This is a genomic window from Hyphomonas sp. UBA3601 (genome assembly GCF_002375605.1).
Classification (GTDB): Bacteria; Pseudomonadota; Alphaproteobacteria; order Caulobacterales; family Hyphomonadaceae; genus Hyphomonas.
Genome location: NZ_DFME01000047.1, coordinates 2,468 through 3,178 on the forward strand (window position 1 = coordinate 2,468; position 711 = coordinate 3,178).

At 59.6% G+C, this 711-nt stretch carries 1 protein-coding gene; it reads right to left on the reverse strand.

All coding sequences use genetic code 11. From position 1 onward, the window contains the following. The coding region (locus tag B4F73_RS05465; RefSeq protein WP_290482682.1) for an MFS transporter at positions 1-711 on the reverse strand (711 nt) is incomplete at both ends.

The window sequence follows — 711 nt, forward strand, 5'->3', positions numbered from 1 at the left end:
GGCATAGATCAGGCCGACAAAGCTCGGCACCACGTTCCACGCATAGGCAAGACCGATGCTGTCTGCCTGAAGGAACAGCCACGCGAATGGCAGGGCAAGCGCGCCACAGGCTGCAATTGTCCACGGGCGCCAGGCCAGGTTCTTCGAAGACATGCGGTCACAGATCTTGCCGACGACGACTGCGCCGACCCCGCCGACGCCACCAATCAACAGGCCGAGTGGAATGGAGACATCCCCAGGGCCGACATCGAAGGTGCGCTGGAGGTGGCTGGACGTGAAGACAAGGAAGGCGTTTGCCGAGACACAGATGAGGCAACAGCCCAACAACAACAACAAGAATGACGTTTGGCCTGAAATGAATTTCAGGGTTTCGCCAATCGATGGCGCTTCGCCATCATCGACGCGTTGTTCAATGGCACCGCGTTTCGGCTCTTTCAGTGTGAAGCGAACCAGCAGGGCCAGGATGAGGCCGGGTATACCCGCGATAAAGAATGCCGCGCGCCAGCCGAACGCTTCATACACCAAACCGCCCAGTGCGAAACCGCCAAGGATGCCGAAGCCAATCCCCGTCGTGTAGATACCGAGCGCGGTGGCGCGTTCGTGAGGCGCGTAGAGATCAGAAATGATGGATGTGGCCGGCGGAGTACCGCCTGCTTCGCCCACACCAACACCCATGCGGGCGACCAGCAAGTGCCAGAAATTCTGAGCAAG